At 35.2% G+C, this 5,518-nt stretch carries 7 protein-coding genes; 1 reads left to right on the forward strand and 6 read right to left on the reverse strand.

Going from position 1 to position 5,518, the window contains the following annotated elements:
* Nucleotides 1–193: 193 nt before the first annotated feature.
* Nucleotides 194–1,228: a Holliday junction branch migration DNA helicase RuvB gene (gene ruvB, locus HOG71_12070; protein MBT5991578.1), complete on the reverse strand. Its 1,035-nt coding sequence runs from the start codon at nucleotides 1,226–1,228 to the stop codon at nucleotides 194–196.
* Nucleotides 1,229–1,316: 88 nt separating this feature from the next.
* On the opposite strand from ruvB, the gene HOG71_12075 reads away from it, so the two are divergent.
* Nucleotides 1,317–1,727 carry a YjbQ family protein gene (locus HOG71_12075; protein MBT5991579.1) on the forward strand — a complete coding sequence of 137 codons (411 nt, stop codon included), beginning with the start codon at nucleotides 1,317–1,319 and terminating at the stop codon, nucleotides 1,725–1,727.
* Here HOG71_12075 and HOG71_12080 read toward each other — a convergent pair.
* From HOG71_12080 to HOG71_12100, 5 genes are all read right to left on the reverse strand, one after another.
* On the reverse strand, nucleotides 1,711–2,007 hold the full coding sequence (locus HOG71_12080; GenBank protein ID MBT5991580.1) for a hypothetical protein: 297 nt from the start codon (nucleotides 2,005–2,007) through the stop codon (nucleotides 1,711–1,713). The genes HOG71_12075 and HOG71_12080 overlap by 17 nt on opposite strands.
* A gap of 63 nt (nucleotides 2,008–2,070) precedes the next feature.
* Nucleotides 2,071–2,802, reverse strand: a complete 732-nt coding sequence (locus HOG71_12085; protein ID MBT5991581.1) for a sulfite exporter TauE/SafE family protein — start codon at nucleotides 2,800–2,802, stop codon at nucleotides 2,071–2,073.
* A 5-nt stretch (nucleotides 2,803–2,807) separates the two neighbouring features.
* A complete protein-coding gene (locus HOG71_12090; GenBank protein MBT5991582.1) occupies nucleotides 2,808–3,257 on the reverse strand; it encodes a hypothetical protein in 450 nt (149 codons plus the stop codon).
* 10 nt (nucleotides 3,258–3,267) lie between these two features.
* Nucleotides 3,268–4,671: a cytochrome c oxidase accessory protein CcoG gene (gene ccoG / locus HOG71_12095; protein MBT5991583.1), complete on the reverse strand. Its 1,404-nt coding sequence runs from the start codon at nucleotides 4,669–4,671 to the stop codon at nucleotides 3,268–3,270.
* A 307-nt stretch (nucleotides 4,672–4,978) separates the two neighbouring features.
* On the reverse strand, nucleotides 4,979–5,518 hold a 540-nt coding region (locus HOG71_12100), incomplete at its 5' end, for a gliding motility-associated C-terminal domain-containing protein (GenBank protein MBT5991584.1).

The following is a 5,518-nucleotide window of genomic DNA, read 5'->3' on the forward strand; positions in this document are numbered from 1 at the left end:
AATTCTACTTCTAAAAAAAGCTTATGGATAAATTGATAGCAAAACTAAATAACAAATCACAAAAGGCAAATCATAAATACAAACCAAAAACTAATTTTTAACTCTTGGTTTGTAATTTGAAATTTCAGAATTGGATATTATTTGAAAATTGATTTTTGATGTTTTTATTCTTTATTCAAAAACCATGAATGGATTAAACATCAAATAAGGATGGATTAATGCCATGTGGCTTGATGCCTAAATGCTTATACGTTTTAAGGGTGGCTTCCCTTCCTCGAGGGGTTCGTTTTAGATATCCTTCTTTAATTAAATAAGGTTCATACACTTCCTCAATAGTGTCAGACTCTTCACCAACTGATGTTGCAATTGTTGTTAATCCAACAGGCCCTCCATTAAATTTTTCAATAATGGATGTCAGGATCTTGTTATCCATTTCATCCAATCCGTTTTCATCAACATTCAAGGCTTTAAGGCCATATTTGGTAATATTAATTTCAATTTTACCATCCGATTTAATTTGGGCAAAATCCCTCACCCTTCTTAAAAGGGCGTTGGCAATTCTGGGGGTTCCTCTGCTTCTTCTGGCAATTTCGAAAGCGGCTTCTTCTGTGATATCAACATTTAAAATACCGGAACTTCGCTCAACAATGCTTGAAAGTTCTTCCGCATTGTAATATTCCAGTCGGGCAGTTATTCCAAATCGGGCTCTTAAAGGTGCTGTTAGTAGTCCTGAGCGAGTGGTTGCTCCAACCAATGTAAAAGGATTTAAACTCAGCTCAACCGATCTTGCATTAGGTCCCTGATCGATCATAATGTCGATCTTATAATCCTCCATAGCAGAATACAGATATTCTTCAACAACTGGATTTAAACGATGAATTTCATCAATGAATAAGATATCGTCTTGTTCCAAATTGGTTAATAAGCCAGCTAGATTAGCAGGTTTGTCTAAAACAGGTCCTGATGTGGTTCTAATTCCAACATTCATTTCTGCCGATAGTATATAGGCCAAGGTAGTTTTACCTAAACCCGGAGGTCCATGCAGCAATACATGATCCAAGGCGTCCCCTCGTTGTTTTGCAGCCTGTACAAATACTTTCAGATTGTCTAATAGTTGTAATTGTCCAACAAAATCCTCAAATTCCTTTGGCCTAAGTACTTTTTCAACTTCTTTCTCTATTTCAGACAAGGCATCAAATGGCCTGTTAACTTCTTCTTTATTCGTCACTATAGGTTTATTACTGGCTATCAAATTTCACTAAAATTACGAACAATAATAATTAATCTCTAATTTTGGTTAATCACACAAAACAGACATGCAAAAATATATTCAAGTAGAAACCGATCAGCATAATGGACTATATGATATCACCTCTTTTGTTAATCAGATTGTTTCTGAATCCAACATTCAATCTGGTTTGGTAAATGTCTACGTTCAAGGTGCTACTGCAGCTATTATGATACAGGAAAATTGGGATGACTCTGTTCAAAAAGACGTGATTAGTTTGTTGAAGAATATGATCCCCGAGGGCGTTTGGTTGCATGATCAACAAGATGGAAATGGAGATGCTCACTTGAAAGCAGGCTTGGTTGGCCCATCCGAATCTATCCCAATTATTAATGGAAAAATGGGATTATCAACCTGGCAGAATATTTTTTTATGTGAATTTGATGGCCCTCGCCAGAACCGAACAATAGTTGTAACAGTTATTAATTCAGCGAAATAGCTGTTTGAGAAATTCGGGCATTCAGGTTAAATGCTAATTCGATAATTTCCATATTCATGTATTTTGTTAGCGGGAGACTTGTTAATACATTTAATACGTCATTTTCAGTACTTGCAGGAATCGTTGACCATAGGGTAGAACGGTCTAATGATAGCGAATAGCTTGTTATCAATCCTTTGGTCAGCAAGCGTTCAAGCTTTTTCCTTTGCTCAGGAATCTGCGTTAAAAACTCTTCCGTTAATAATTCAGGCAGTTTCATTATTACCATGTATTCCTTCATGCTTATTTAGAATTGATCTACATAATAAGTACAAGTATTTGGCCAAAAAAGAAAAAGGACACATTAATGACAGCTATGTTCTGAAGATTCCCCATCCACATTTTCTTGCGGGCTAAGCACCTGATCTTTTGGACTTATATAAGGTATCCCTAAATTTAAACCTCTTAGAATGAACAATAATCCGATAAGAATAACCAATATGGGAATTAGCTTATTTAATTTAGCTCTTATCTTCATGTTCAGTGTTGAACTCAAAAAAGCTATTCCTATAAGCATAGGTGCAGTTCCCAGACCAAATGCGGCCATATAAATTGCTCCTGATAATGCGTCTTTTGATTCAATTGCTCCTGCAATGGCAATGTATACCAGTCCGCAGGGTAAAAGTCCGTTAAAAAAACCAATCAGAAATAATGATTTATAAGAAGATATGGCAAAAAGGGATCGAAGTTTAGAAATCATTCGACTTGCAAAGCTGGATATGAATTTATCGATGAAAACCTTGTTCTTAAATAATACGGGAAAGAATACCGATAAGATCATAATTGCGCCAAGTACTATTGAAATCCATTGTTGGAAACCGGCAAGAACAAGTCCTTTTCCGAATAATCCAAACAATAGTCCCAATAATGCATATGTCAACACTTTACCAATATTATAGGTAAGTGCACCCGTTAATTTTGTAAAAGTATTGTTGCGGTTTAATGGTAAAGCCAATGCAATAGGGCCACACATGCCAGCACAATGAGCACTTCCTCCTATAAGACCAAAAACAAAAGCTTCGATGAAATACTCCATTCCAATTAGTTCACTTGCAAATCCTGATTAATATAGTATGCAACTGAGTCAGCAATCCAATCTAATTTAATGTGATACAATCCTTTCTGCAAATTTTCAACAGACATGGCCTGGGTTAGGTTATTGTTCAATTTTAGACGATAATGATGATCTAAATGCTTATCAGAAGGTCGATATAAATGAATGCTGCCTTCTATTTTACTTGACTGAAAATAGGTAGGAAACTGAAGGTATAATGTATTGTTATCTATGCTAAATTCAGGCTTTTCCGCAAGCTCTGATGCATTTTGTTCTTTATCGATATGATCTTGATAGGAAAGCTCTTTGGTATAATAATCTTCATCAACCAAATTAATTTCATGCTGATAGCTTATAATTATTCGTGCGGCCATGCTGCCAAAAAATAGCAAAATTACCAACACAATTGCTGTTCCCCAATTGAACTTAATTCCCATAAAAAAATGTTTAGGGGCCTACAAACCAAGAATCAACTTCCTGGATTAAATCCCCATTTGAATATACACCAAAGGTAACTTTTGATTTTGAATCTTTGATTAAATCTGCATCTAAATATAGAAAAAACACACTTTTTGTGCTATTCTCACCTTTTACTTTTAAATCGCCTGAAGCAATTTTAATAATACCTTGATGAGACAAAAGCTTGAGTTCTACTGGAATCTCTTCTTTTGTTTTATTAATTATTTTGATGTTATATAAATTACTGATCAGATTGTTTTCCTGAATTTGATAAAGCATGCCGGGTGTTCGTAATATGCTTGATTCGATATCTGATCGTGTATTTAACATGATTGCCAAAAATGTAAGTAATCCGAGCAATACAGCCGAATACGCTACCATTCGAAAGGAAAAATTGAATTTTTTCGCTTGTGCAATTTGTTCCTCAGAAGCATATTTAATCAATCCTTTGGGTTGATTCGTTCTAATCATTTGCTCATCACATGCATCCATACAGGCAGTGCAATTAATACATTCTAATTGCGTTCCATTGCGAATATCGATTCCTGTAGGGCAAACCATTACACAACTATTGCAATTGATACAAGCCCCTTTATTTGCCTCTAACCGGTTTTCTTCACGCCTGAAAGGGGTTTTTGGCTCGCCACGCTTGTAGTCATAAGATATGACAATTGATTTTTTGTCCAGAAGAACACCTTGTAAGCGACCATAGGGGCACATAATAATACAAACTTGCTCCCTAAATGAGGAATAAATAAAGTAAAATGCAAATGAAAAAATATACATGGCAGCAAAGCCTATAGGATGTTCGCTAGCTCCACTTCGCCAGAATTCAATCAAGCCATCATAAGCCAAAATATAGCTCATGAACGTATTAATAATGAGTAATGATATGGCTATGAAAATTAAATGTTTAAATCCTTTTTTGACTATTTTTTCAAGGTTCCACACCTGTTTAGCCATTTTTTTTTGCTTGGCATAATCCCCTTCAATCCAAAACTCAATTCGTCTGAATATTAACTCCAGAAAAATAGTTTGTGGACAAGCCCAGCCACACCAAATACGACCATAAATGACAGTAAACAGTATGATGAAGACCATAAAGGAAATGAATAACAAGAAAAATATAAAGGAATCTTGAGGCCAAAAAGTAACACCTAATAGGATGAATTTACGGTGGATAAAATCAAATAGAAGCAATGGATCACCATGAATTTTAATTAACGGAGCTGAAAAGAAAAAAGAGAGTAAGAATAGACCAACTACATTTCGCCAAATCCAAAACTTCCCTTTTGGTTTTTTTGCGTAAATCCAATTCCTTTTTCCTTTTTCTGATATCGTGCTCATCGTATCCCTAAAGGATTCGTCACGACTATTAATCGTTTCAGGCATCTTGTATGTTTAGATTATGAAGCATGCAGCTTAAACAAAAGTATAAAAAGCATTGATACTTTAGGTATTGTTTTGGCGAAATACTTTGGAAATTTGAAGCCGAATAATTGCTGACTTATTCATAACAAAATTGGCAAAAAATTATCGTTAGATAATCACGGAGTCAATTGCTAAAGAATTGATAACTAGCGTTATAAATACGTTAATCACCATATAATAACCAAAATGCTGATTTTTGCAAATGTAGTATAGGTAACTTCAAAAAAAGGAATGAAAAGCAGGGGTTGCAAGATTTGGATCAAATTCATCACCTCAACAAAGTGAAATTTCCCTTCATTCTTCTGCTTTCCTCGCTTGCTCCTTTAGCCAGTATGCTGTAATAATAGTTTCCCAACGCACAAGTCTTTCCTTTGAAACGTCCATCCCATCCATCATTAATAGAGTCACTTTCAAATAGTTTTTCGCCCCAACGGTTAAAAATCTGAATATTGAACTCATTGATAAAAACACCTTTTATTTGGAAATGATCATTTATTCCGTCACCATTTGGAGAAAATGCATTAGGCACAAAAAGGTTCATTCGTGTATCCACACAAACAACATTGGAGTGTGATTGCAACTCATCATTGTTCCTGAATGCAGCAATACGGTAACAATATTCTGACTGTGATAATTTTGTAATTGAGTCGATAAATGAAACAGGATAGATCGAGCTTACCAGTTTTTCCCAAATTTGGTATTGATTATTGAATACCTGTACTTCATAACGCTGAATGCCCTGTTTCCAATCTTCGTATGCCGACCAGGTGAGCATGCTAAAGGTTTCAGAACTATCCAGTTGCAGCAG

It is taken from the genome of Bacteroidota bacterium, from assembly GCA_018698135.1.
Taxonomy (GTDB): domain Bacteria; phylum Bacteroidota; class Bacteroidia; order CAILMK01; family JAAYUY01; genus JABINZ01.